At 68.9% G+C, this 24,921-nt stretch carries 22 protein-coding genes; 18 read left to right on the top strand and 4 right to left on the bottom strand.

Going from position 1 to position 24,921, the window contains the following annotated elements; all coding sequences use genetic code 11:
• The first annotated feature begins 1 nt into the window (after position 1).
• From HWY45_RS33415 to HWY45_RS33405, 3 genes are all read left to right on the top strand, one after another.
• Positions 2–139, top strand: a complete 138-nt coding sequence (locus HWY45_RS33415) for a hypothetical protein (RefSeq protein WP_155631609.1) — start codon at positions 2–4, stop codon at positions 137–139.
• A gap of 41 nt (positions 140–180) precedes the next feature.
• Positions 181–1,944, top strand: coding sequence for a ShlB/FhaC/HecB family hemolysin secretion/activation protein (locus HWY45_RS33410; protein WP_414143472.1), 1,764 nt, complete (start codon positions 181–183; stop codon positions 1,942–1,944).
• A gap of 88 nt (positions 1,945–2,032) precedes the next feature.
• Positions 2,033–2,875, top strand: a complete 843-nt coding sequence (locus HWY45_RS33405; RefSeq protein ID WP_414143471.1) for a peptidylprolyl isomerase — start codon at positions 2,033–2,035, stop codon at positions 2,873–2,875.
• A 261-nt stretch (positions 2,876–3,136) separates the two neighbouring features.
• Here the strand turns inward: HWY45_RS33405 and HWY45_RS33400 are convergent, their stop codons facing one another.
• Together HWY45_RS33400 and HWY45_RS33395 are read right to left on the bottom strand one after the other, a co-directional pair.
• A complete protein-coding gene (locus HWY45_RS33400; RefSeq protein WP_059802629.1) occupies positions 3,137–3,538 on the bottom strand; it encodes a cupin domain-containing protein in 402 nt (133 codons plus the stop codon).
• A gap of 4 nt (positions 3,539–3,542) precedes the next feature.
• Entirely contained in the window at positions 3,543–4,022 is a 480-nt protein-coding gene (locus HWY45_RS33395) for a carboxymuconolactone decarboxylase family protein (protein WP_059885797.1), read from the bottom strand.
• Positions 4,023–4,418: 396 nt separating this feature from the next.
• On the opposite strand from HWY45_RS33395, the gene HWY45_RS33390 reads away from it, so the two are divergent.
• From HWY45_RS33390 to yjfF, 6 genes are all read left to right on the top strand, one after another.
• On the top strand, positions 4,419–5,162 hold the full coding sequence (locus HWY45_RS33390) for an SDR family oxidoreductase (RefSeq protein WP_059885795.1): 744 nt from the start codon (positions 4,419–4,421) through the stop codon (positions 5,160–5,162).
• 82 nt (positions 5,163–5,244) lie between these two features.
• Positions 5,245–6,282 carry a LysR family transcriptional regulator gene (locus HWY45_RS33385; protein WP_059885831.1) on the top strand — a complete coding sequence of 346 codons (1,038 nt, stop codon included), beginning with the start codon at positions 5,245–5,247 and terminating at the stop codon, positions 6,280–6,282.
• Between the two features lie 276 nt (positions 6,283–6,558).
• Positions 6,559–7,521: an ABC transporter substrate-binding protein gene (locus tag HWY45_RS33380; protein ID WP_059885793.1), complete on the top strand. Its 963-nt coding sequence runs from the start codon at positions 6,559–6,561 to the stop codon at positions 7,519–7,521.
• 61 nt (positions 7,522–7,582) lie between these two features.
• Positions 7,583–9,097 carry a sugar ABC transporter ATP-binding protein gene (locus tag HWY45_RS33375; RefSeq protein WP_059885791.1) on the top strand — a complete coding sequence of 505 codons (1,515 nt, stop codon included), beginning with the start codon at positions 7,583–7,585 and terminating at the stop codon, positions 9,095–9,097.
• Complete coding sequence (locus tag HWY45_RS33370) at positions 9,094–10,134, top strand: ABC transporter permease (RefSeq protein ID WP_059885789.1); 1,041 nt, start codon at positions 9,094–9,096, stop codon at positions 10,132–10,134. The genes HWY45_RS33375 and HWY45_RS33370 overlap by 4 nt, the downstream gene beginning before the upstream one ends.
• Complete coding sequence (yjfF, locus tag HWY45_RS33365) at positions 10,131–11,195, top strand: galactofuranose ABC transporter, permease protein YjfF (protein WP_059885787.1); 1,065 nt, start codon at positions 10,131–10,133, stop codon at positions 11,193–11,195. The genes HWY45_RS33370 and yjfF overlap by 4 nt, the downstream gene beginning before the upstream one ends.
• An 84-nt stretch (positions 11,196–11,279) precedes the next feature.
• Here yjfF and HWY45_RS33360 read toward each other — a convergent pair whose 3' ends face one another.
• Entirely contained in the window at positions 11,280–12,368 is a 1,089-nt protein-coding gene (locus HWY45_RS33360) for an aldose epimerase family protein (RefSeq protein ID WP_059885785.1), read from the bottom strand.
• Positions 12,369–12,395: 27 nt separating this feature from the next.
• Positions 12,396–13,589 (bottom strand): XylR family transcriptional regulator, encoded by a 1,194-nt coding sequence (locus tag HWY45_RS33355; protein ID WP_059802644.1) that lies wholly within the window; start codon positions 13,587–13,589, stop codon positions 12,396–12,398.
• A 270-nt stretch (positions 13,590–13,859) separates the two neighbouring features.
• On the opposite strand from HWY45_RS33355, the gene xylA reads away from it, so the two are divergent.
• The 9 genes from xylA to HWY45_RS33310 all read left to right on the top strand — a co-directional run bounded on the left by xylA (position 13,860) and on the right by HWY45_RS33310 (position 24,911).
• Entirely contained in the window at positions 13,860–15,182 is a 1,323-nt protein-coding gene (gene xylA, locus HWY45_RS33350; RefSeq protein WP_059558812.1) for a xylose isomerase, read from the top strand.
• 4 nt (positions 15,183–15,186) lie between these two features.
• Entirely contained in the window at positions 15,187–16,665 is a 1,479-nt protein-coding gene (gene xylB, locus HWY45_RS33345) for a xylulokinase (RefSeq protein ID WP_059885783.1), read from the top strand.
• A 56-nt stretch (positions 16,666–16,721) separates the two neighbouring features.
• Positions 16,722–17,750 carry a D-xylose ABC transporter substrate-binding protein gene (gene xylF / locus HWY45_RS33340; protein WP_059885781.1) on the top strand — a complete coding sequence of 343 codons (1,029 nt, stop codon included), beginning with the start codon at positions 16,722–16,724 and terminating at the stop codon, positions 17,748–17,750.
• 59 nt (positions 17,751–17,809) lie between these two features.
• Positions 17,810–19,369, top strand: coding sequence for a D-xylose ABC transporter ATP-binding protein (xylG, locus tag HWY45_RS33335; protein ID WP_059885779.1), 1,560 nt, complete (start codon positions 17,810–17,812; stop codon positions 19,367–19,369).
• The gene (locus HWY45_RS33330; RefSeq protein ID WP_059558803.1) at positions 19,366–20,577 is read left to right on the top strand and encodes a sugar ABC transporter permease; all 1,212 of its coding nucleotides are present in this window, start codon (positions 19,366–19,368) and stop codon (positions 20,575–20,577) included. Before xylG ends, HWY45_RS33330 begins: the two co-directional genes overlap by 4 nt.
• 124 nt (positions 20,578–20,701) lie before the next feature.
• A complete protein-coding gene (locus HWY45_RS33325) occupies positions 20,702–20,941 on the top strand; it encodes a hypothetical protein (protein ID WP_230946977.1) in 240 nt (79 codons plus the stop codon).
• A gap of 152 nt (positions 20,942–21,093) precedes the next feature.
• Complete coding sequence (locus HWY45_RS33320) at positions 21,094–22,593, top strand: sensor histidine kinase (RefSeq protein ID WP_059802658.1); 1,500 nt, start codon at positions 21,094–21,096, stop codon at positions 22,591–22,593.
• On the top strand, positions 22,575–23,954 hold the full coding sequence (locus HWY45_RS33315; RefSeq protein WP_059558795.1) for a sigma-54-dependent transcriptional regulator: 1,380 nt from the start codon (positions 22,575–22,577) through the stop codon (positions 23,952–23,954). Before HWY45_RS33320 ends, HWY45_RS33315 begins: the two co-directional genes overlap by 19 nt.
• A 276-nt stretch (positions 23,955–24,230) precedes the next feature.
• The gene (locus tag HWY45_RS33310) at positions 24,231–24,911 is read left to right on the top strand and encodes a hypothetical protein (protein ID WP_230941846.1); all 681 of its coding nucleotides are present in this window, start codon (positions 24,231–24,233) and stop codon (positions 24,909–24,911) included.
• Positions 24,912–24,921 lie beyond the last annotated feature (10 nt).

Here is a 24,921-nt window from a genome sequence, read left to right as displayed (position 1 = left end):
AATGAATAAAGCAATGCTCAGTATGTTCGGTCTGATGGTCACAGGGCTGATCGTAACCCTGGTGATTGTCCTGGAGACAGCACCGACGCCGCAGGAAAAAGCGGCACTGGCGGCGGCAAAGCCGGCGAAGGCGAGGTGAGGATGCGTGTCTTGTTGAAGCTGTGGGTCGGCGCGGCCGTAATGGTCGCCTGCGCGGTCTGGTTGGCCCATCGTTCTGCCCACGCCCAATCCCTGCCGCCTGGCGCTCGACCGGTTCAAGACCCGGCGCAACTGATCATCGAGCAGCAGCGCGAGCAGGCACGGCAACGCCAGCTCGAACAGCCGCCGGCGTCGATCATGATCGCGCCGACCTCGGAAACGACGCTCGAGATCCCGGCCGATACGCCGATCGACGCCATCGTCGAAACTGGCCCGACCTTCGCCGTCAGGCGAATCGTGCTACAAGCGCCCGACGGAAAACCGTTCGAACCGCCGGGCGGCATCTCCGGCAAGAGACTCGACGCGGTCGTCGTGCCGTTCACGGGGCAGGATCTGGGTTCGCACCGCATCAACGTGTTGCTGAAGCGGCTCACCGACGTCTTCATCGAACGCGGCTTCGTCACGACGCGTGCGCTGCTCGGCCCGCAGAACCTCGCGACCGGCACGTTGACGGTCACGATCCAGCTTGGCCGAATCGAGGGCTTCATGGTCAATGGCACACCGATCCACCGATTGAAGCCCGGTGAAAAATCATCCGGCGGCGGCTGGCTCACGGATGCCGGCTACGAGAACGCGTTCCCCGCCGCCTCCGGCGACCCGCTGCGCCTGTCCGACGTCGATCAAGGTGTCGCGCAAATCAACCGGCTGCGCCGCAATCAGGCGACGGTGCAGATCCTGCCTGGCCAGAACCCGGGCGAATCGATCGTCGACATCGGCAACAAGCCCGGCGATCGCCTGTACTACACGCTCGGCGTCGACAACTACGGCAGCTCGGCCACGGGCGTCACGCGCTATCGCGCGGGCGTCGAGGCCGACAACCTGCTCGGCTTGCAGGAATCGCTGAGCTTCAACTTCCTTGACAGTCTGGACAGCAACGCGCTGGTAGGATCGTTTTCGGTGCCGTTCGGCCGAAGCACGTTCAGCTATACGATCTCCGATTCCGAGTATCAGCAGGTGATCGGCACGACTGCGCTCGAATATGGCCGCACGCTGTCGCACATCTTCGGCTGGAACTATCTGGTGAGCCGCAGCATCAGCGATATCACGAGCATCGACGCGACGCTGTCGTGGCGACGCACCGATCGGGAAATCAACGGAATCGATCTCGATCCGCAACGGCTTGCGGTGTTCCGGCTCGGCGGCAATTGGCTGCACAAGTTCGTGATGAACGATGCGCAGGGGAATGTCACGGTCAACACGGGGATATCGCAAGGCCTGCCGTGGCTCGGCGCCAACCACGATCAGCACGGCATCAACCGTGACGACGCCCACAGCCAGTTCACGAAGGTCGATGCAACCGCTGCGTTCACGTTGCCGCTGCCGAGGATCGGGCGCGCGGTGCTCGCGTATCGTGGCGTGCTGGGCGGGCAGTACACGAACGCCGCGCTGTTTGGTTCGGAGCAGCTGTATCTGGGCGGTATGGATACGATCCGCGGCTTTCGGTCGGGCGAAATCGCAGGCGATCGCGGCGTCTATTCGCGCAACGAACTCGCATGGGTGAACGCGCCCGCGTGGAAGGACGGACGAATCGAGCCATACGTGTTCGTCGACGCAGGCAAGGTGAACCTGATCGCGTCGCCGGGCTTTCCGACGCTGGCCGGTGTCGGCGCGGGCCTGCGTGCGCAGTGGCAGTGGCGCATGCAGATGTTGTCAGGCGAAGTGCTGGTCGGGCGTGCCCTGGCGCAGCCGGCGTCGCTCGGCTCGAAAGCGACGCTCGTGCTGGCCACGATGAACTGGAATTATTGAATTGGTCGCACCGGGCCTCCCTCGGGTCGGGTGCTTTAGCGTGAGAACCTGCCTCCGCGCCCCTTTTACTCGAAGTGGTGAGACGATGATGAACACGACGCTGAACCGCGTGCTTACGGTGCTGGCACTTGCCGGTCTGCTGAGCAGCTCCGTCCATGCTCAGACGGCAACCGCGCCGCAGCCGGCGACAACCGTTGCGACAGTCAATGGCACGACGATCACGCAGGCCGAGGTGGACGCGGTGGTGCGGGCCTCGAGGCAAGCCGACACGCCGCAGGTTCGCCAGGCGATCAAGAACCAGCTGATCGCGCGCGTGCTGATCCAGCAGGCCGCCGAGAAGGCGAACTACGGTGGCAAGCCGGAAGTGCAGGCCGCGATGCAGGTGGCGAAGGCGAACGCCGAGACTCAGCTGTACCTGAAGGACAACGTGAAGCCGGAGCCAGTCGCGGATGCACAGGTCAAGGCGCGCTACGACGAGATCGTTGCATCGCTGGGCAACGAAGAATACAAGCCGCGCCTGATCGTTGTGCGGGACGCGGCAACGGCGGCCACCGTGCTTTCCGAACTGAAATCGGGCAAGTCGTTCGACGCGCTTGCGCGCCAATACAGCATCGCGCCGAGCCGGGACGCAGGTGGTGAATTGCCGTGGGTGAGCTTCAAGTCCCCTGCCACTGAGGGCAAGACGTCCGGGTTGCCGGTCGGGATCGCGCAGACGCTGACGAAGCTGCCCGTGGGCGCGATTACGCCCGATTCGATCCCGGTCGACGGCGCTCGCGCGATCGTGAAGCTTGACGCGAAACGGCCGACGCAAGTGCCGGCATTCATTCAGATACAAGCCGCGATCCGCCAGCAACTCGAGGCGCTGGCGCTCGAAAAGGCGAGTGCTCAGTTCGTCGGCGGCTTGTTGAAGAACGCGGCCATCCAGCAATAACCGAGGCCGTCGGTTTGGTACAAAAACGCCTGTCCCGTCGGCCGCCCTTGTGTGCGATATCTCTCTCAAAAATCAGCTCGTTCGCCTTTTTTGCTCGTGCCCGGCTGACGGAAAATGCATTTCAAGGCCCAGCGTGCAAAGCCTTGCGAGTCATACCCTATCCGAAATCCGGCACGAGCCGCGACTTGTTGGTTTTTTTCTGTTCCCGGTGTCACGCAGGCGTGCGACGGCCCGGCGTTGCCGGGCCTCGACAGCGATTGCCTACTTCACGGGCGTGAGGACCGGCGCACCCTTGTTCTTGATCAGCAACACGACGAACTTTGCCGGCTTTGTGCGGCTGGCATTCCGTCCGACCGTGTGCACGTCTTCCGGGCCTTCGTGGAACGTGTCGCCGGCGTGGAGCGTGACCTCCTTGCCGTTGTTCAGGCCCATCACGATACTGCCGTCGAGCACGTAGACGAATGCGTGCGCGTCGTGACGATGAACGGGATCGACGCTGCCCGGCGGATACTCCACGACGATCATCTCGACTTCCTTGCCCGGATACTCGGGCAATGGCTCGGTGGTCAGCGACGTGACCTTGGCTTGCGGTGCGGCGGTGGCCGGCTGGACGACCATCAGCAGCGACGATACCAGCGGCGCAAGAACGAGCATGCGTTTCATGTCGTTACTCCAGATTGGCCTTGTCGAGCCCGAACATCTTGTCGAACGAGCCGGGCACGATGCGGAACGCGACATTCAGCCGGTTCCAGCTATTGATCGCGCCCACGAGGAAGGTGAGATCCGACAGCTCCTTCTCGGAATAGTGCGCATGCACGCGTTCGTAGAGGTCGTCCGGCACGCCATGGGAGGGGAGGTGGGTCAGTGCGTCGGTCCATTCCAGCGCGGCGCGCTCGCGCGGCGAAAACAGCGTCGACTCGCGCCAGATCGCGACGTGATGCACGCGCAGTTCGCGCTCGCCGTGGATTTTTGCCATCTTGATGTGCATGTCGACGCAGAATGCGCAGCCATTGAGCTGCGAGGCCCGAATCTCGACGAGCTCGCGGACCGGCGCCTCGATCGTCGTCTTTTGGATCAGCCCGTCCAGCTCGACGAGTTTGTTGGTCAGTTCCGGTGATTGCTGAAAGTAGTTGATACGTTGCGTCATGATCCGTTCTCCTGATCTGTGGAAGCGGTACTACCGGCCCTGCGCATGACGATTCATCGCGGGACTGCCTGGCAACCATCGTATTCGCGCGCCCCGAGGGCCGGTAGCGCCGGGCACGTGCGCACTCTGTTGCCGCTTCGGCACCAATCGCCCGTCAGGTGCGGCTCTCGAACCTTGCGTATCGAGGCGGTGCGTCGTTTGTCGACATCTCGCGGGTGACGCGAACAGACGCGACATGGATCAGTCCGATCGACGATTCTTGGCACTGATGGACAGGACATGGTTCTTCCACAATGGCGTCACGCGATGCGACGGTGATGACCGCCTTCATCGGATACGGCACCCGTCACGTGCGTTACGCATTCCAATGAAATCCTTTCGTCAGGAGATTTTGCGATGAAGATCGTCGTCATCGGCGGTTCGGGCCTGATCGGCTCGCGTGTCGTCACGCTGCTCGGCGATGCGGGCCATCAGGCGCTTGCCGCGTCGCCGCGCACCGGCGTCAATACCATCACGGGCGAGGGCCTGACCGACGCATTGACGGACGCGGACGTCGTCGTGGACGTGGCGAATGCGCCGTCATGGGAGCCGCAGGCGGTGCTGGACTTCTTCCGCACGTCGGCACGCAATCTCGGCAAGGCCGAAGTGGCCGCAGGCGTGCGCCATCACGTCGCGCTGTCGATCGTCGGCTGCGACCGGATGCCGGAGAACGGCTATTTCGCGGCCAAGGTCGCGCAGGAACAGGCGATCGAAGCGGCGGGCGTGCCGTACACGATCGTGCGCGCCACGCAATTCATGGAGTTCATCGGCGGAATCGCGGATTTCGGCACGCAAGGCGGCACGGTCCGCATCGGCGACGGACTGTTTCAGCCGATCGCCGCGGAAGACGTCGCGGCGCTCATTGCGCAGACCGCGCTCGCCGGGCCGCAGAACGGCACGATCGAGATCGCGGGCCCGGATCGCGCACCGTTCGCGGAGATCGTCGCGCGCTATCTGAAGTCGGTCGGCGACACGCGCGCGGTGGTGACCGATCACGACGCCCGCTACTACGGCGGCTGCGTCGAGGAAAAATCGCTGGTGCCGCTCGGGCCGGCGCGACTCGGCCGCATCAGTCTCGACCAGTGGCTCGCGAAAAGCTGATTCGCGTTCGCGCGTGCGGCGGTTCGCCGGCGCAGGCCAGCGACGGGCAATCGGGATGAGCGGCATGTCAGGGGCAGTGGAATTGAATCAATCGGAACCATCGGAACATGGCGTTCGTCGCGATCTGGCCGGTCGTGCCGATGCCCTGTCGGCGAGCTTCGGTGCGAGCTATGCGGGCATCGTTGCATTCATTGCAGTGGCGAGCGAAGGGAGTTTTACCAGGGCCGCCGAACGTCTCGGCGTCGGCCGGCCGGCCGTGAGCCGAAACGTTCAGAAGCTGGAGGCGCAGTTGAGTACGCGGCTGTTCCAGCGGACCACGCGCACCACCGAACTGACGCGCGAAGGCCAACGATTCTTCGAGAACTGCCACCAGGGCGTGGCACAGATCGTGGAAGCCATGAACGACATGCTGGAACTGCGGCGGGGGCCGCTGCGCGGCCTCATCCGGATCAGCTCGGCGGTGGGATTCGGCAGGAAAATCGTTGCGCCGCTGCTGGAAACGTTTGCGCAGGCCTATCCCGACATCGCCGTCGATCTGCTGCTCGACGATCGGCCGATCGACCTGGTGTCGGAGCGAATCGACGTGTCGTTCCGCAATGGGCGCATCGAGGGCTCCAGCATCATTGCCCGGCAACTGATTCCGATGCGGATGGCGCTTTGCGCGGCGCCGTCGTATGTGGCCAGGCACGGCCTCCCGGAGAGTGTGGAGGACCTGGGCCGGCACGCGTGCATCAATTTCCGTTTTGCCAGCGGTCGCATATTCGAATGGGAGTTCAATGTCGACGGCCGCGTGCAAAAGTACCTGCCGACGTCGCGCCTCACGTTCAACGATGCCGATCTGGTGTTGCGCGCGGTTCTGAATGGATCGGGCATTGCGCAGATGGCGGGCTATCAGATTCGCGACCATATCGCGTCGAACGAGCTCGTCGTCGCGCTGGCCAGGCATGCGCCGGACGACCGCGGCCACTATATCTGCTATCTCAGCCGGCAACATCTTCCGGCGCGCATTCGCATCTTCGTCGACTTCATGACCGACCGGATACGCGCACTCGACCTGAACTGCATGACGCGCTTCGACCCGGACCTGACGGATGCTTCCTCGGCGGGGCTGGCGGCGTGATGCGTGAAAGAAGGCACCGAGGGGCCACGGACAGACATGTCATCCCCTCGCCGGCGCGCAACGAGCGCGTTGCATAGGTGTTGATACGCATGCCGATATCGATATCACCTCGATCCAATATTTCATTGGAAGGTTATCGGGCTTGCTCCTAGACTGATCCGGGGCGTGCACACCGGGCCGGCCGGCCTCGCCGGCCCGCTCGGCCCCGCACCGCGCCCGCGCCAAGCAGAAACAGAACAGCGCCGCGGCATACAACGACATCATCGGAGACGGACCATGACATTCATCAGGAAGCTGGCGGCCGGTGCGATCGCCGCCGCGGCGACGCTGCTCGCGCCGGGCGCGTTCGCGCAGCAAAAGCCGATCACGCTCGGGTTCTCGCAGGTCGGCGCGGAGAGCGCGTGGCGCACCGCGAACACCGTGTCGGTGAAGGGCGCGGCGAAGGACGCCGGCATCAACCTGAAGTTCTCGGACGCGCAGCAGAAGCAGGAGAACCAGATCCGTGCGATCCGCTCGTTCATCGCGCAGAAGGTCGACGTGATCGCGTTCTCGCCGGTCGTCGAATCGGGCTGGGAGCCGGTGCTGAACGAAGCGAAGGCCGCGCGCATCCCGGTGATCCTGACCGATCGCGCGGTCGACGTGAAGGATCCGTCGCTGTACGTGACGATGATCGGTTCGGACTTCCTCGAGGAAGGGCGGCGCGCCGGCCACTGGATGGAAGAGCGCTACCGGAACGACGCGGGCCCGGTCAACATCGTCGAGCTGCAGGGCACGGTCGGCTCGGCGCCGGCCAACGATCGCCGCGCGGGCCTGCTCGAGGTGATCAAAAGCAATCCGAAATTCAAGGTGATCGCGTCGCAGAGCGGCGACTTCACGCTCGCCGGCGGCAAGCAGGTGATGGAAGCGTTCGCGAAGACCTACGGCAAGCAGATCAACGTGGTCTACGCGCACAACGACGACATGGCGCTCGGCGCGATCCAGGCGATGGAAGAGGCCGGGATCAAGCCCGGCAAGGACGTGAGCGTCGTGTCGTTCGATGCGACGAAGGGCGGCTTCCAGGCGATGATCGCCGGCAAGATCAACGTCGACGTCGAATGCAGCCCGCTGCTCGGCCCGCAACTGATGAGCGCGGTGAAGGACGTCGTCGCCGGCAAGCCGCTGCCCAGGCGCATCGTGACGAACGAGACCGTGTTCCCGATGAACGTCGCGGCGCAGGTGCTGCCGACCCGCAAGTACTGATGTCCTGCACGGGCGGCGGCGTCGCGGCCGCCCGGATGGCAACCGCTTCGAGGGAGGGGGCATGACGCATCCGCCGGTGGTCGAGATGATCGGCATCGACAAGGCGTTTCCGGGCGTCAGCGCGCTGCAGCGCGTGAGCTTCCGGCTGTTTCCGGGCGAGATCCACGCGCTGATGGGCCAGAACGGCGCGGGCAAGTCGACGCTGATCAACGTGCTCACCGGCGTGCATGCGCACGATGCGGGCGAGATTCGCGTCGGCGGCCGGCCCGTGCGCTTCGCGGCGCCGCGCGAAGCCGAGGCGGCGGGGATCCAGACGCTCTACCAGGAAGTGAACCTGTGCGCGAACCTGTCGGTCGCCGAGAACATTTTCGCGGGCCGGCAGCCGATGCGGCGCGGCGCGATCGACTGGAAAACGATCCATGCGCGCTCGCGCGCGGCGCTGGCCGAACTCGACCTGTCGCTCGACGTCACGCGCTCGCTCGACGCGTATCCGATCGCCGTGCAGCAGATGGTCGCGATCGCGCGCGCCGTATCGGTCGACGCGCGCGTGCTGATTCTCGACGAGCCGACGTCGAGCCTCGACGACGGCGAGGCCGCGCGGTTGTTCGACGTGCTGCGCCGGCTCAAGGCGTCGGGCATCGCGATCCTGTTCGTCACGCATTTCCTCGAGCAGACCTATGCGGTGTCCGACCGGATCACCGTGATGCGCAACGGCGAGCGCGAAGGCGAGTACCTGGCGCGCGACCTGCCGGTCGATGCGCTGGTCGCGAAGATGACCGGCCGCGAGCGGATGTCCGACACGCTGCGTGCGGGCGCGGCGGCCGTCGTTCCGGCCGCCGGCGCAGCCGCGCCGTTCCTGTCGATGCAGCAGGTCGGCCGGCGCGGGATGATGAGCGCGCTCGATCTCGACGTGCGGCCCGGCGAAATCGTCGGGCTCGCCGGGCTGCTCGGCTCGGGGCGCACCGAAACCGCGCGGCTCGCGTTCGCCGCCGAGCGCACCGACACCGGCGCGATCGAGATCGACGGCGCGCGCAAGCGGCTTGCTTCGCCGCACGATGCGGTCCGCCACGGAATCGCGTATTGCCCCGAGGACCGCAAGAAGGAGGGCATCGTCGCCGCGCTGTCGATCCGCGAGAACATCATCCTCGCGCTGCAGGCGCGGCGCGGCTGGTGGCGGCTGATCGGGCGCGCGCGCCAGCGCGAGATCGCCGACGCGTATATCGCGCGGCTCGGCATCAAGGCGCGCGACGCGGAGCAGCCGATCGGCCTGCTGTCGGGCGGCAACCAGCAGAAGGTGCTGCTCGCGCGCTGGCTCGCGACGGCCCCGAAGCTGCTGATCCTCGACGAGCCGACGCGCGGCATCGACGTCGCCGCGAAGTTCGACATCATGGAGCGCGTGCTCGCGCTGTGCGCGACCGGGCTCGCGATCCTGTTCATCTCGTCGGAGATCGGCGAGGTCGTGCGCGTGAGCCACCGGATCGCGGTGCTGCGCGATCGGCGCAAGGTCGCGGAACTGACCGGCGCCGACGCGTCCGAGGAGCAGGTTTACCGGCTGATCGCGGGAGGCCAGTCATGACGCGCGTGCGCACGCTGTTTCGCCACCCGCTTGCATGGCCGGTGCTGACGCTCGCGCTGCTGTTCGCGCTCGACGTCGCGCATCGCCCGGGCTTCCTGTCGATCGTGCTGCTCGACGGCCACCTGTTCGGCGCGCCGATCGACATCCTGAACCGCGCGGCGCCGCTCGTGATCGTGTCGCTCGGGATGACGCTCGTGATCGCGACGCGCGGAATCGACATCTCGGTCGGCGCGATCGTCGCGATCGCCGGCGCGGCCGCGGCGATCGTGCTCGAAGCGGACCCGTCGCGGGTCGGTGCGGCGCTGGCCGCCGCGCTCGGCGTCGGGCTGCTGGCGGGCGCGTGGAACGGGCTGCTCGTTGCGTTCGTCGGGATGCAGCCGATCATCGCGACGCTGATCCTGATGGTGGCCGGCCGCGGCGTCGCGCAACTCCTGACGGGCGGCCAGATCATCCCGATCGGCGCGCCCGGCTACCTCGCGCTCGGCGGCGGCTATCTCGCGACCGTGCCGTGCGCGGTGTGGATCGCGCTCGCGACGCTTGCCGCGACCGCGCTGCTCGCGAATCGCACGGCGCTCGGGCTGTTCATCCGCGCGATCGGCGTGAACCCGGTCGCGACGCGGCTCGTCGGGCTGCGATCCGGCGCGGTCGTGTTCGGCGTCTATCTCTGTTCCGGCGTGATGGCCGCGATCGCCGGCATCCTCGCAAGCTCGAACGTGCGCAGCGCCGACGGCAACAACGCGGGGCTGCTGCTCGAACTCGACGCGATCCTCGCGGTGACGCTCGGCGGCACGTCGCTGCTCGGCGGCCGCTTCAGCTTCGCGGGCTCCGTGCTCGGCGCGCTGATCATCCAGACGCTCACCTACACGACCTATTCGATCGGCGTGCCGCCGGAGGCGACGCTCGTCGTCAAGGCGTTCGTCGTGATCGTCGTGACGCTGATCCAGTCCGACGCGGCGCGCGCGCTGGTCGTCCGGCATGCGTCGCGGCTGCTGCCTTCCGCGCGTTCGCGCGCCACCCCCGGAGCCACGCCCCGATGACCCGCTTCCCTGGCCGGCTCGCCGACCCGCGCAAGCTGCCGATCGTCGTGACGATCGTGCTGTTCGCCGTGCTGTTCGGCTTCGGGTCCGTGATGTACACGGGCTTCTTCTCGATGCAGGTGCTCACCGGCCTGCTCGTCGACAACGCGTTCCTGCTGATCGTCGCGATCGGGATGACGTTCGTGATCGTGTCGGGCGGCATCGACCTGTCGGTCGGCTCGGTCGTCGCGCTGACGACGATCTTCTGCGCGGTCGGCGCCGAGCGGCTGCACTGGTCCGTGTGGATCATCGTGCCGCTCGTGCTCGCGTTCGGCGCGCTGTACGGCGCGGCGATGGGCGCGCTGATCCATTATTTCCGGCTGCAGCCGTTCATCGTCACGCTGGCCGGCATGTTCCTCGCGCGCGGCGCATGTTTCCTGATCACGACGCAGTCGATCACGATCAACGAGCCGACGTTTCATGCGATCGCCGGCATCAGCGTGCCGGTCGGCGGCGGCATGCTGAGCGCGGGCGCGCTGATCGCGCTCGCGACGCTGGCCGTCGCGATCTACGTCGCGCATTTCACGCGCTTCGGCCGCAACGTGTACGCGATCGGCGGCAGCGAGCGCTCGGCGCTGCTGATGGGGCTGCCCGTCGCGCGCACGAAGATCGGCGTCTACGCGCTGAGCGGGCTGTGCTCGGCGCTCGGCGGCGTGGTGTTCACGCTGTACGTGCTGTCGGGCTACGGGCTGCAGGCGCAGGGGATGGAGCTCGACGCGATCGCCGCGACCGTGATCGGCGGCACGCTGCTCACGGGCGGCGTGGGTTACGTGATCGGCTCGGTGTTCGGCGTCGGCATCCTCGGCACGATCCAGGTACTGATCACGTTCGACGGCACGCTGAGTTCGTGGTGGACGCGGATCGTGATCGGCGCGCTGCTGTGCGTGTTCTGCGTGCTGCAGCGGGTGATCGAGCGGCATGCCGCGCGGCGGCGCACGGGCGGCACGGGGCTCGGCGCGCAGCGGCGGCCGGCCGGAACCGGCGAGGACGCCGCGCTCGTATCGGCGATGCGGCGCGTGTAGTGGGGCGCACGACACGCACGACGCGTGCCGCGCCGCGCCGCGTCACGCAGCGACGTGACGGGCAACGGAACGGCGCCGCGCGCGTTACGCGCGAACGGCTACCCGGTACAGGGTCGTTTGACGATAGACGGCGCCCGGATGAAGGATGACCTCGTCGCGCAGCTCGGCCATGTTGACCTGATCCGGAAAGCCGCCGGCTTCGACGCACAGCGCGGCATGTCGCGCGCAGCGCGTGCCGCCGCTCACGCGCACGCCGTCCAGATAGTTGCCCGTATAGAGTTGCAGGCCGCGCTGATCGGTCGACACGACCAGCTCGCGGCCGCTTTCCGGATCGTAGATGCGTGCGACGGGCCTGACCGCGCGCGCGCCGTCGCGCAGCACGAAGCAATGATCGAAGCCGCGCGCCCGCGCGAGCTGCGCATGCGGCCAGTCGAGGCGCGCGCCGAGCGGCGCGCTCTGCCGGAAGTCGAACGCCGTGCCCGTCACGTCGGCGGCGCCGGTCGGAATCAGCGCGTCGTCGACTTCGAGGAACGCGTCGGCATCGAGGCTCAGCACATGGCCGCGCACGTCGCTGCCCGCGCGGCCGCTGAGGTTGAAATAGCTGTGATTCGTGAGGTTGAGCGGCGACGGCGCATCGGTGACGCCGGTGTAGTCGATCGTCAGCGTGCCGTCGTCGTCGAGCGCGTAGCGAACCTGCACGCTCACGTTGCCGGGAAAGCCCGCGTCGCCCTCGGGCGAATCGAGCCGCAGCGTCAGCCCGCCGCAGTCGTCGACGACTTCCCAGCGCTGGCGGTGAAAGCCGCTCGCGCCGCCGTGCAGCAGGTTGCCGTTCTCGTTGCGATCGAGCGGATAGTCGACGCCGTCGAGCGTGAAGCGCGCGCCGGCGATCCGGTTCGCCCAGCGGCCGATCGTCGCGCCGAGGTAGGCGCTTGATTCGAGATACTCCGCCGGCGTGTCGTGCGCGAGCACGATATCGGCGAAGCGTCCGGTGCGATCGGGCGCGAGCCACGACACGACGGTGGCGCCGAGGTCGCTGACGGCGACACGCATGCCGTGCGCGTTGCGCAGCGTATAGCGCCGCACCGCGTCGCCGTCGGGCAGCGTGCCCCACGGCTCGGCATGCACCCGTGCGGCGCCGGGCGCCAGGCGGGAAGAATCTGTTTCGATGGGCATGGGCGGATTCGAAGTGATCGGCAAGCTTCAATGCGCGGCGACCGCGCGTTCCTGGTATTCGCGCGGCGTGCAGCCCAGCTCGCGCCGGAATACCGCGTACATGTACTGGAGCGACGTGAACCCGCAGCGGATCGCGACCTCGGCGCTCGACGCCTGCCTGCTCGCGAGCAGCGCCTGCGCCGCTTCGAGCTTGTGGCGCAGGATTTCCTGGTGCACGGTGCGCTGCAGTTCGCGCCGGAAGTGCTCTTCGAGCAGCGAGCGCGACACGCCGACGTAATCGGCGACCTGCTCGGTCTTGATGCCCTGGCACGCGTACTGGCGAATGAAGTGGCGCGCGCGCATCACGTGCGGGCTCGCGAGCGGCTGGTGGCGCGTCGATTCGAGCACGTTGATGCCGACCGGCGGCACGAGGATCCGCCGGTCGGGAAAGCGCGCGCCGCGCAGCATCCGGTGCAGCAGGTGCGCGGCGGTCCGCCCCATTTCCTCGGTGCCCTGGATCACGGACGACAGCGGAATGCGCGTCAGCGTGCGCGTGAGCGGATCGTTGTCGATGCCGATGATCGCGACCTGTTCCGGCACCGCGAGGCCGGCGATCAGGCACGCCTGCAGCAGGTGCCGCGCGCGCGCGTCGGTCACCGCGATCACGCCGACGGGCTTCGGCAGCGCGTGCAGCCAGCCGGTGAGCTGCTCGATCGCATGGTTCCACGCCGATGCGCTCGTCGACAGCCCGCGGTAGATCGGCGCGTCGAGCCCGTCCGCGCGCGCCAGCCGGTCGAACGCAAGCTCGCGCTGCTGCGCCCAGCGGTTCTGCTGCGCGACCGGCAGGCTGTACATCGCGAAGTGCGCGAGCCCGGCGCCGATCAGGTGCGTGTAGGCGAGCGACACGAGCTTCGCGTTGTCGGTCGCGATATACGGCACGCCGTCCGGATACTGCGCCGGATCCTCGTACGACGAACCGAGCGCGACGATCGGCAGCGGCGAGCCGGCGAGCGCGGCGGCGACGGCCGGATCGTCGAAGTCGGCGATGATGCCGTCGCCGTCGAAGTGCTCGATGCCGGCGAGCCGGCAGCGGAAATCGTCTTCGAGGAACAGGTCCCATACCACGCGCGTCGAGCGCAGGTACTGGCCGATGCCGCTGATGATCTCGCGGTCGTAGACCTTGTTGGCGTTGAACAGCAGCGCGATGCGGTGCGGCGTCTGGGCGGAAGGGGCGCGGGTCATCTCGGTCTCGCGGCGCGCGCCGTCCGCGGCGTCGCGCCATTGTCTCCGGGCACGCGGGCAGGGCCGCGCGGTTCTCGTCTGTGCTGTCGTCGATTGTAGGGCGGAACGCATGCCGTGCGCAGCGCGCTGGCGAGAATCGTTAAGCGTGCTGCGCAATTTCGCAATTGCGGGCGCGGGGGCGCACGGGCACGATCCAGCCAGACCGAATTCGGCGCGCAACGCCCATCGCGATGCGCGCCGCACCGCAACAAGACACCGGACGGAGACGCCATGTCGTATTTCGAACCTGTTCCCGCGATTCGCTACGAAGGTCCGCAGTCGGACAACCCGCTGGCCTACCGGTATTACGACCGCACGAAGCGGGTGCTCGGCAAGACGCTCGAGGAGCACCTGCGGATCGCCGTGTGCTATTGGCACACGTTCGTGTGGCCGGGCCACGACATCTTCGGGCAGGGCGCGTTCCGGCGGCCGTGGCAGCAGCCGGGCGACCCGCTCGAGCGCGCGCGGCAGAAGGCAGATGCGGCGTTCGAGTTCTTCACCAGGCTCGGCACGCCGTTCTATACGTTCCACGATACCGACGTTGCGCCGGAGGGCGACAGCCTGCGCGAATACGTGGAGAACTTCGCGCGGATGACCGACTGCCTCGGCGAGCGCCAGCAGGCGACGGGCGTCCGGCTGCTGTGGGGCACCGCGAACCTGTTCTCGCATCCGCGCTTCGCGGCGGGCGCGGCGACCAACCCGAACCCCGACGTGTTCGCGTGGGCCGCCACGCAGGTGCGCCATGCGCTCGACGCGACGCACCGGCTCGGCGGCGAGAACTACGTGCTGTGGGGCGGCCGCGAAGGGTACGAAACGCTGCTCAACACCGATCTCGTGCGCGAGCGCGAGCAGTTTGCCCGCTTCCTGTCGATGGTCGTCGAGCACAAGCACCGGATCGGCTTCAAGGGCGCGCTGCTGATCGAGCCCAAGCCGCAGGAGCCGACCAAGCACCAGTACGACTACGACGTCGCCACCGTGCACGGTTTCCTCACGCAATACGGATTGCAGAACGAAATTCGCGTGAACATCGAGGCGAACCACGCGACGCTCGCCGGCCATTCGTTCCATCACGAAATCGCGAACGCGTTCGCGCTCGGCGTGTTCGGCAGCGTCGACGCGAACCGCGGCGATCCGCAGAACGGCTGGGATACCGACCAGTTCCCGAACAGCGTCGAGGAGCTGACGCTCGCGTTCTACGAGATCCTGCGCCACGGCGGCTTCACCACCGGCGGGATGAACTTCGACGCGAAGGTGCGCCGCCAGAGCGTCGATCCGGAAGACCTGTTTTACGGCCACGTCGGCGCGATCGACGTGCTGGCGCTCGCGCTCGAACGCGCCGCGGTGCTGGTCGAAAACGACCGGCTCGATGCGCTGCGCCGCCAGCGCTACGCGCAGTGGGACAGCGCATTCGGCCGCGAGATCCTGTCGGGCGGCTACACGCTGGAGTCGCTTGCCGCCGACGCGCTCGCGCGCGGCGTGAACCCGCAGCATGTGAGCGGCGCGCAGGAACGGCTCGAGAACATCGTGAACCAGGCGATCTACGGGCTGCGCTGACCCCATGTATATCGGACTCGATCTCGGCACGTCGGGCGTGAAGGCCGTGCTGCTCGATCGCGACGGTGCGGTGCGGGCCGGCGCGAGCCATGCGCTGACGGTGAGCCGGCCGCGGCCGCGCTGGTCCGAACAGGCGCCGCGCGACTGGTGGGACGCGGCGTGCGGCGCGCTGGCGGCGCTCGTCGCCGACGCGCGCGCGGCCGGCATCGACCCGCACGACATCGGCGCGCTCTGCCTGAGCGGGCAGATGCACGGCGCGACGCTGCTCGATGCGCACGGCGAGGTGCTGCGCCCGGCGATCCTGTGGAACGACGGCCGCTCGGACGCCGAGTGCGCGGAACTCGAGCGGCGGGCACCCGCGCTGCGTGCGGTCGCCGGCAACCTCGCGATGCCGGGCTTCACCGCGCCGAAGCTGCTGTGGGTGCGGCGGCACGAACCGGACGTGTTCGCGCGGATCGCACGCGTGCTGTTGCCGAAGGACTATCTGCGCTACCGGCTGACCGGCGTGTTCGCGACCGATCCGTCGGATGCCGCGGGCACGCTGTGGCTCGACGTCGCGAAGCGCGACTACGACGACGCGCTGCTCGCCGCGTGCGGGCTGTCGCGCGCGCAGATGCCCGCGGTGTTCGAGGGCAACCGCATCACCGGCACGCTGCTGCCGGCGGTCGCGCGCACGCTGGGGCTGCGCGAGATTCCGGTCGTCGCGGGCGGCGGCGACAACGCGGCCGGCGCGGTGGGCGTCGGCATCGTGCGGCCCGGCGATGCGCTGCTGTCGCTCGGCACGTCGGGCGTTTATTTCGCGGTGTCGGACGGCTTTCGCGCGAATCCCGAATCGGCGGTCCACAGCTTCTGTCACGCGTTGCCGCACACCTGGCACCTGATGTCGGTGATGCTGAACGCGGCCGGCTGCATCGATTTCACCGCGCAGCTGGCCGGCTACGACGGCGTCGCCGCGCTGCTCGCCGACGCCACGGCAAACGCGCGCACGGACCGCCCATGGTTCCTGCCTTACCTGAGCGGCGAGCGCACGCCGCACAACGACGTGAACGCGAAGGGCGTGTTCTACGGGCTGACACCCGACACGCAGCGCGCGGATCTCGCGAACGCGACGCTCGAGGGCGTCGGCTTCGCGCTGCTCGACGGGATCGATGCGCTGCACGCGGCCGGGCTCGCGCCCGACGGCATCACGGTGATCGGCGGCGGCTCGCGCAGTGCGTACTGGACCCAGATGCTCGCCGACCTGAGCGGCCGCGCGCTGACGCTGCGTGCCGGCGGCGAAGTCGGCCCGGCGCTCGGCGCCGCGCGGCTCGCGCATCTGGCGCTGGAACCGGACGCGCCGCTCGACGCGGTGTGCCCGCAGCCGCCGGTCGTGGCCGTGCGCGAGCCCGACATGGCGCGCCACGCGTGGTATCGCGATGTGCGGCGCCCGACGTTTCGCGCGCTGTATCGCGCACTCGAACCGGTGTTTGCGGCCGGTGCGTGAACCAGCCGGTCGCCCGGCATTCGTGGAAGCGGTCCAATAAAGAGGAGTGGAGACAGATGAAATCCGTGACGCGTCGTACCGTATTGAATGCGCTGGCCGGCGCCGCCGCGCTGGCGGCTCTCGCGCTTGGCGCGCCGCTCGCGCATGCGAGCAGGGACAAGCCGGAAATCGGCTTCTGCATCGACGACCTGCGCGTCGAGCGCTGGTCGCGCGACCGCGATTACTTCGTCGCCGCCGCCACGAAGCTCGGCGCGAAAGTGTCGGTGCAATCCGCGGACGCGAGCGAGGCGCGGCAGATCTCGCAGATCGAGAACCTGATCTCGCGCGGCGTCGACGTGATCGTGATCGTGCCGTTCAATTCGAAGACGCTCGGCAATGTCGTCGCCGAAGCGCGCAAGGCGGGCATCAAGGTCGTGTCGTACGACCGGCTGATCCTCGACGCCGACGTCGATGCGTACATCTCGTTCGACAACGAGAAGGTCGGCGAGCTGCAGGCGCAGGGCGTCGTCGATGCGAAGCCGAAGGGCAACTATTTCCTGCTCGGCGGCGCGCCGACCGACAACAACGCGAAGATGCTGCGCGAAGGGCAGCTGAAGGTGCTGAAGCCGGCCGTCGACCGCGGCGACATCAGGATCGTCGGCCAGCAGTGGGTGCCTGAGTGGAGCGCGTCGACCGCGCTGCGGATCGTCGAGGATGCGCTGACCGCGAACAACAACCGGATCGACGCGATCGTCGCGTCGAACGACGGCACCGCGGGCGGCGCGATCCAGGCGCTCGCCGCGCAGCATCTGGCCGGCAAGGTGCCGGTGTCCGGGCAGGATGCGGACCTCGCGGCGGTCAGGCGCGTGATTGCCGGCACGCAGACGATGACCGTCTACAAGCCGCTCCGGCTGATCGCGAGCGAAGCGGCGAAGCTCGCGGTCGATCTCGCGAAGGGCGCGAAGCCCGCCTTCAACGCGCAATACGACAACGGCAGGAAGAAGGTCGACACGGTGCTGCTGCAGCCGACGCTGCTGACCAAGCGCAACGTCGACGTCGTCGTGAAGGACGGCTTCTACACCCAGGCGCAGCTGGCGAGCCAGTAACGGCGCAACGCGCGCGGCCGGCCGCCTGCGGTCGCGCGCCCATCGCGGGGCATGAAGGTATGACGGAACCCTTGCTGACGATGCGCGGCATCGTCAAGGAATTCGACGGCGTGAAGGCGCTCGACGGCATCGACCTGACCGTGCGGCCCGGCGAATGCGTCGGCCTGTGCGGCGAGAACGGCGCGGGCAAATCGACGCTGATGAAGGTGCTGTCGGGCGTCTATCCGCACGGCACGTGGGACGGCGAGATCCGCTGGGAAGGCGCGCCGCTCGCCGCGTCCGGCGTGCGCGACACCGAGCGCGCGGGCATCGTGATCATCCACCAGGAGCTGATGCTCGTGCCCGAGCTGTCGGTGGCCGAGAACATCTTCCTCGGCAACGAGATCACGCTGCCGGGCGGGCGCATGAACTACGCGGCGATGGTCCGGCGCGCCGACGAGCTGCTGCGCGAGCTGCGGATCGATTCGATCAACGTCGCGCAGCCGGTGATGAACTACGGCGGCGGCCACCAGCAGCTGATCGAGATCGCGAAGGCGCTGAACAAGCGCGCGAAGCTGCTGATCCTCGACGAGCCGTCGTCGTCGCTGAGCGCGGCCGAGACGCGGATCCTGCTCGACATCGTGCGCGACCTGAAGCGCCGCGGCGTCGCGTGCGTGTACATCTCGCACAAGCTCGACGAGGTCGAGGCCGTTTGCGACACGGTGACCGTGATCCGCGACGGCCGCCATGTCGCGACCGAGCCGATGCGCGCGCTGACGACCGACCGGATCATCGCGCTGATGGTCGGCCGCGAGATCCGCGACCTGTACCCGCGCGAGCCGCACGAGATCGGCGAGGTCGTGCTGGAAGCGCGCCACGTGACCTGTCGCGACGTGACGAACACGCGCCGCAAGCGGGTCGACGACGTGTCGTTCAGCGTGCGGCGCGGCGAGATCCTCGGCGTCGCCGGGCTCGTCGGCGCGGGCCGCACCGAGCTGATGCAGGCGATCTTCGGCGCGTATCCGGGCGTGAGCACGGCAACCGTGCTGATGAACGGCCGCCCGCTGTCGATCCGCTCGCCGGCCGACGCGATCCGCGCCGGCATCGCGATGGTGCCCGAGGACCGCAAGCGCCACGGCATCGTGCCGCAGCTCGGCGTCGGCCACAACATCACGCTGACGGTGCTGCGGCGCTTCGCGGCGCGCGGGCGGATCGACGCGGCCGCCGAGCTGGACGCGATCCGCACCGAGATGCAGCGTCTGTCGGTGCGCGCCGCGCATCCGTTCCTGCCGATCGCGAGCCTGTCCGGCGGCAACCAGCAGAAGGCCGTGCTCGCCAGGATGCTGCTGGCCGAGCCGCAGGTGCTGATTCTCGACGAGCCGACGCGCGGCGTCGACGTCGGCGCGAAGGCGGAGATCTATCGCCTCGTGTTCGCGCTCGCGAAGCGCGGCGTCGCGCTGATCGTCGTGTCGTCGGAACTGCCCGAGGTGCTCGGCCTCGCCGACCGCGTGCTGGTGATCGGCGAAGGCGAGCTGCGCGGCGATTTCGTCAACGACGGCCTCACGCAGGAACAGATTCTCGGCGCCGCGCTGCAAGCCGGCCGGCGGCAGGCCGAACCCACCGCAATGAGTGCGATATGAATTCCGAACTTTCTTCCTCCACCCCGGCGGTGCCGGACGCCGAAGCGCGCCGCCCGACCGGCCGCTCGACCGGTCGTCAGCTTCGCCAGGCGTTCGTCCGCTACAAGCTCCTCGCGCTGCTGTTCGCGGTGGTCGCGATCTGGGCGTTCTTCTCGGTGCTGACCGACGGCGCGTTCGTCACGCCGCGCAACGTGTCGAACCTGCTGCGGCAGATGTCGATCACCGGCATGCTCGCGTGCGGGATGGTGTTCGTGATCATCGCGGGCGAGATCGACCTGTCGGTCGGCTCGCTGCTCGGGCTGCTCGGCGGCGTCGCGGCGATCCTCGACGTGAACCGCCACTGGCCGGTCGCCGCGACGGTGCCGGCCGTGCTCGCGCTCGGCGTGCTGGTCGGCCTCTTCAACGGCTGGTGGTCGACCTACCGGCGCGTGCCGTCGTTCATCGTCGGGCTGGGCGGGATGCTCGCGTTTCGCGGGATCCTGCTCGGCGTGACGGGCGGCGCGACGATCGCGCCCGTGTCGGACGGCTTCGTGTTCCTCGGCCAGGGTTATCTGCCGCGCATGGCGGGGGACGGCCTCGCGCTGCTGCTGTTCGCGCTCGTCGTGCTGCTGGTCGTGCGGCAGCGCGGCACGCGGCGCCGCTACCGGCTCGCGGTTGCGCCGCCGTGGCAGGACGTCGTGAAGATCGCGGGCGCGGGCGCGGTGCTGTTCGCGTTCGTCGCGACGCTCGACCGCTACGGCGGCATCCCGGTGCCGGTGCTGCTGCTGCTCGCGCTGCTCGGCATCTTCTCGTGGATCGCGACGCAGACCGTGTTCGGCCGGCGCATCTACGCGGTCGGCTCGAATCTCGAGGCGACGCGGCTGTCGGGCGTCGATACCGACCGCGTGAAGCTCGCGATCTTCGCGCTGATGGGGCTGATGTGCGCGTTCGCCGGCATCGTGAACACCGCGCGGCTCGCGGCCGGCTCGCCGTCCGCGGGCACGATGGGCGAACTCGACGCGATCGCCGCGTGCTTCATCGGCGGCACGTCGATGCGCGGCGGCTCGGGCACCGTGTACGGCGCGCTGATCGGCGCGCTCGTGATGGCGAGCCTCGACAACGGCATGTCGATGCTGGACGTCGACGCGTACTGGCAGATGATCGTCAAGGGCGCGGTGCTGGTGCTGGCGGTGTGGATCGACGTGGTGTCGCGGTCGAACCGGCGGTGACGCGGCGCTCGACTGCCGGTCAACGGGGGGAAGACATGAAACGGAACGCGGTTTCCATGCCCGGCATCGCGACGCCGGCGGCCCGCCGCTCGCGCAGCCGGACGCCGAACGGCACCCCGGGCCGGTGCTCGGCCTCGGCGATCCGCGCGACCGCCGCGTCATCGCGGATGCGCTGCGCGCGCTGCTGCGCGAGCGCGCCGAGGCGCTCGCGTTCGCGATGCGCATGGCGGACGAGCGCGAGCGGCCGAGGCCCGATGCGAGCGATTTCGCGCTGACCGACATCATTCGGCTGGCGCGCATCGTCGAGCGGGCGGAGCGATACGGCGACGCGATGAGCGAGGTCGTCCCGACCGGCGCGCGCTGAAGGGCGGCGTGCCGTTCGGTCCGCGGCGGCGGCAGCCGTGGCGGAGCGGTGCGATGCCTGACCGATCGGGCAGGGCGTCGATGTGATGCGCGGCGGTCCCGGCGTCGCCGGCTTTACGCTATCCTGTCGCCCCCAACCGACCGCCCGATCCGATGAAGCGTCCGCCGTTCTCCACCCAACTCGTCATGCTCTGGGCACTCGTCGCGGCGCTCTGCGCGACGCTCGTCGCGGTCGTCTGGGTGATGGCAAGCTCCGCCGAGGGGCAGCAGATCGCCGGCGCCGCGTCCGCGGGCGAGGCGGCCTGCGAAGCGGTCGCGTCGCGTTACGACGCGTCCGCGCCGCCGGCGGGCGCCGCGCCCGATCCGGCGCTGATGCATGCGATTCTCGACATCGTCCTGGCCCGCGCGCCGGACGTGGAGGGCGGATTCTGGGCGGCCGGCGGCGCATCCGCCGCGGGCGGTTTTCTCGCGTATTCCTTTCCCACCTATCAGGGGAGCGGCATCAAGCGCGACGTTCCGGAAGCGGAAACGCCGCTGATCCTGCGCACGGTGCGGGCCGCCGCCGCGACGCACGCCACGAGGTCGAACTTCGTCGAGGGCGCGCAGGACGCCGTGATTGCGGCGGCCTGCCCGGTGCGCGACGGATCGGGCCTGTTCGTCTGGATGCTGACGCGCGCGCGCCCGCCGCTCGGCCCGCACGGGGAACTCCTGGCGACGGGCCTGGCGGCCGTGCTCGCGGTGATTCTTGCGATCGCGGCGGCGCTGGCCGTTGCGCTGCGCCGATGGAGGTGCAATCTTGCCCGGATCGAGGCCGGGCTGGCGCCCGACGGTCGCGAAACGCACCTGCCGCACGTCGGCGAGACGGATCTCGACCGGATCATCGATGCATTCAACGCGCGTGCACGGCGCGCCGAACGCCTGCAACAGCAGGCCGCCGAGCTTCGCACGCGGCTGGCGCAGGCCGAGCGTTTCGGCATGCTGGGCAAGCTGGCCGCGCAGCTGGCGCACGAAATTCGCAATCCGATGGGGGCGATGCGGCTGAAGGCGGAAAATGCGCTGGCCGGCGACAGCCGGCGGCAGCAGGATGCACTGCGCGTGATTCTGGCGCAGATCGAGCGCATCGATGCGCAGTTGTCGGGGCTGCTTGCGCTGACGCAGCCGGTTCGCCCGCACGCGACGCGCGTGGATGTCGATCAATGGCTCGCGCAGGTCGTCGAATCGCACCGGGAGCTTGCGCAGCGGCAAACGATCGACCTCGTGCTGTCGCGCGCGGGCAATCGCGAGCGGCTCGCGCAGCCGGCGGATAGTCCCGCATTCGATCCCGACCAGATGCGGCGGGCGCTCGACAATCTGTTGCTCAACGCGCTGCGCCATGCGGGCGACGGCGGTGCGGTCACGCTCGCCGCCGCGCGTTGCGCCGTCGCCGGACGCGACTGGCTGAGAATCACCGTGTCGGACAGCGGCCCGGGGGTGCCCGCCGCGCAGCGCGAGCGGATTTTCGAACCGTTCGTGACCGGGCGTGCGGACGGCGCGGGCCTCGGTCTCGCCGTCGTGCGCGAAGTCGCCGCCGCGCATGGCGGGCGGGCGTGGCTCGACGACGCCCCGGGGGGCGCATCATTCGTCATTGAAATCCCATGGCAACCATCCTCATAGTCGACGACGACGCGGCATTTCGCGACAGCCTTGCCGAGACGCTGGCCGATCTCGGTCATCGGGTCGTCGAAGCCGCGTCCGGGCGGGCCGCGCTGAGCGCGCTGCGCGACGGCGGCCGCGTCGAATGCATCTTCCTGGACTTCCGCCTGCCGGATCTGGACGGGCTCGCGGTGCTCGCGCAATTGCGCGACGATCCCGCACTGGCCGCGATTCCGGTCGTGGTGCTCACCGCCCACGCGACCAGCGACAACACGATCGACGCGATGCGGCTCGGCGCATTCGATCATCTGACGAAGCCGATCGGGCGCCGCGACATCGCGCAGTTGCTCGAGCGCATCGTTTCCGCGAACCAGCCGCCGGCGCAGGCCGAGCCGCACGGCGGCGGGTTCGCGCGCGAGTCGGCCTCGGACCGCCCGCGGCTGCTGGGCGTGAGCGCCGCGATGCGCGACGTGCAAAAGCAGGTCGGCCGCGCCGCGATGAGCGATGCGACGGTGCTCGTCACCGGCGACACGGGCACGGGCAAGGAGGTGGCGGCTCGCGTGCTGCACGCCGCGTCGATGCGGCATGCGCAGCCGTTCGTCGCGGTCAACTGCGCGGCCATTCCGGCCGACCTGCTCGAAAGCGAATTGTTCGGGCATCGCCGCGGGGCGTTTACGGGCGCCCACGTCGATCGTGCCGGGCGGCTCGTCGAGGCCGACGGCGGCACGCTGTTCCTCGACGAGATCGGCGACATGCCGGCCGCCATGCAGGCCAAGCTGCTGCGTGCGCTGCAGGAGCGCCAGGTGACGCCGCTCGGCGCGGATCGTCCGACGGCCATCGACATTCGCGTGGTGGCCGCGACGCACCGCGATCTCGCGGCGGCCGTCGCGAACGGGACGTTTCGCGAAGACTTGTTCTATCGCCTGAACGTCATTCCGCTGCACCTGCCGCCGCTCGCGGATCGCGTGGCCGACATCCTGCCGCTCGCGGCCCATTTCCTCGCGTGCGCGGCAGGCGCGCGCGCGTTGCACCTGACGAACGACGCGCAGCGGGCCTTGCTCGATCATCGCTGGCCGGGCAACGTCCGGGAACTGCGCAACGTGATGGAGCGCGCGGCCGCGCTGGCGCCCGGGCCGGCCGTCGCCGCGGCCGATCTCGGGCTCGTCGCCGCGCCGGCGCTCCAGTCCGGCGCCGACGCGCTGCCGGCATCCCTGTTCGACATGCCGTTGCCCGATGCCCTGGCGGCGGTCGAGCGTGCCGCGATCCTGCGCGCGCTCGAGCGCGCGAACGGCAATCGCGCGGAGGCGGCGCGGCAACTCGGCATCGGCCGTCAGTCACTGTATGCGCGCATGGCGAACCTGGGGATCGCGCGCGACGACTAGCCGCGCCGACTAGCCGCGCTGTTTCGACTGTCGGGATGCCCGACAACCGGCGGTGAAACGTGTCGGGAAACCCGACACGTTCGGCGCGGTGCGTCGTTCGACGCGCCGCCGTGCGGGCGCCCGCGAGCTGGCATGCGGGTTGCAATAGTGATGCATCGCAACCCGTCGCCGGAGCCCGAGATGATGTCCCGTCCGCCCGCCATTCGATCGCGGCCGCCGTGCCGCGCCGCCCTGCGCCGAACGTATCGCGGCATCTGCGCCGCTTCGCTGATCGTCATGGCGACGGTCAGCGCGGCGCAGATGCCGCCCGCACCACGCGCCGACGAGCCGCCCGGTGCGCCGCCGCGCGCCGGCGCCGTGCCGCCCCCCGCGCCTTTGCCTGCCGGTGCCGGGAACGACATCGCAGCGGATGCGCTCGTATCCGGCACGCTGTCGCGCCTGACGATCAACCCGGAAGGCGAGGTCGACGGCTTCGTGCTGACCGACGGCACGCTCGTCGGCCTGCCGCCGCATCTCGGCACGCAACTGATCGCGCTCGCGCGGCCGGGCGAGCGCGTGACGGTGGCCGGCGAGCGCCGCTTCGGCGACGACATCCGCGCGCGCGTCGTCCGCAACGATGGCACCGGCGCGTCGCTGTCCGACCAGCCGCCGGCGCCGGCCGCGCATGCGCCGCCCGCGCTGCGTGGCGTCAATCTCGCCCGGCTCGGCGTGTCCGGCGTCGTGCGACGCGTCACGCGCGCGCCGCGCGGCGAGCCGGACGGCGTGATGCTCGACAACGGCACGATCGTCAAGCTGACCGTGCCGGCCGCCCAGCAGTTCGGCGGGCTGCTCGTCCCCGGTGCGCATGTTGCCGCGGTCGGCTACGGCACGCGCAATGCCTACGGCGAAGCGTTGCAGGCGACGGCCTTCGGCTCGCCGGGCCGGGTCGTGAATCTCTACGACGATGCCGTGCGCTGATCGCGTGGCG

Source organism: Burkholderia stagnalis, assembly GCF_902830275.1.
GTDB classification, from domain to species: domain Bacteria; phylum Pseudomonadota; class Gammaproteobacteria; order Burkholderiales; family Burkholderiaceae; genus Burkholderia; species Burkholderia stagnalis.
Note: the sequence above shows the minus strand (reverse complement) of the source record. Positions and strands in the feature narration are given on the sequence as shown.